This is a genomic window from Staphylococcus sp. GDX8P114P-2, from assembly GCF_017892945.1.
Classification (GTDB): Bacteria; Bacillota; Bacilli; order Staphylococcales; family Staphylococcaceae; genus Staphylococcus; species Staphylococcus arlettae.
The window spans coordinates 1-992 of the sequence record NZ_JAESMB010000035.1; the positions used below are offsets into that span (position 1 = coordinate 1).

Below are 992 nucleotides of genomic sequence, written 5' to 3' on the forward strand. Positions count from 1 at the left end.
GTTTTGGGATGTTCTTTCGTCATATCAATATAAGCTTCACATTGAGCCATGATTTGTTAGCGTGTTGAATATATTTGTTAGATGAGTGTTATTGAATGACGAAAGGACACTGAGAAAATAAGTTGAAATACATATAATTTAACTTTGACTAACTTTGACTTTTGGTGTAATATAAAGTGAAAGTCAAAGGAGTTGAAGCTAGTGGTAAGTTTTAGTAAATATGGTCATTATTCAGATGATGACTTGAAGTATGATATGAATGGTTCCATTGATGGTTATCATTTATATGATGGAATATACATTACTGATAGAGTTTGGTTTTACATGCAGGAAAAAGATATGGATTTTGAAGATGCTCTCAATGCATTAGGTTTGAATTATGATGAAGCTATTGCAGATGAGGAGGATATCCCAAAACTAGACGAAAAAAGACAGCGTCTGATGGACGATCCATACAGGTTTCCATTTGAATATGATGAAGATAAGTGATAGGCAAGGTGCATAAATGCATCTTGCTTTTTTTATTAGATTTTAAGGTAAAGAGTTTGAGGCAAAAATAAAGACGAAGTGCTGAGAAGCACTTCGTCGAGCTGAGTATTATTGAAAAGTTGTTTAATAATCTCATTATTGAGCTTGAGTGTGACATAGAATTGCTTTTTATGATTCCCATCTTTACGAATATCGATACGATCAATGACCGTAAGGTATAATGCTTTGAGTTGTGATTTATCCATGGATTCTATGTTTTGAAATATTCGTTGTAATAGGAGAGCGATTTGTTTCGTATCATAAGATGGTTTCTCTTGATTTTGTTGCTGCTTTAGTTGATTCATTTGGTTTGTAATGTCATTGAGTTGTGTTTCATATTGATGAATGGTTGGTTTGAGTGCAGATGTTAAGTCTGGATTGTCTTCGATGGTTTGAATTAGATTTTTAAGTTTAGTGTTAATTTCATCAAATTGTTGTTGTTTATAAGCAATATCATGGTTAAG

At 32.4% G+C, this 992-nt stretch carries 1 protein-coding gene and 1 pseudogene; one reads left to right on the forward strand and one right to left on the reverse strand.

Features of this window, described 5'->3' with window-relative positions; all coding sequences use genetic code 11:
* The first annotated feature begins 201 nt into the window (after nucleotides 1–201).
* On the forward strand, nucleotides 202–489 hold the full coding sequence (locus KA845_RS12960) for a hypothetical protein (RefSeq protein ID WP_103266532.1): 288 nt from the start codon (nucleotides 202–204) through the stop codon (nucleotides 487–489).
* 35 nt (nucleotides 490–524) lie between these two features.
* Here the strand turns inward: KA845_RS12960 and KA845_RS12965 are convergent.
* Nucleotides 525–992, reverse strand: a pseudogene (locus KA845_RS12965) (cassette chromosome recombinase CcrB); the annotation flags it as partial.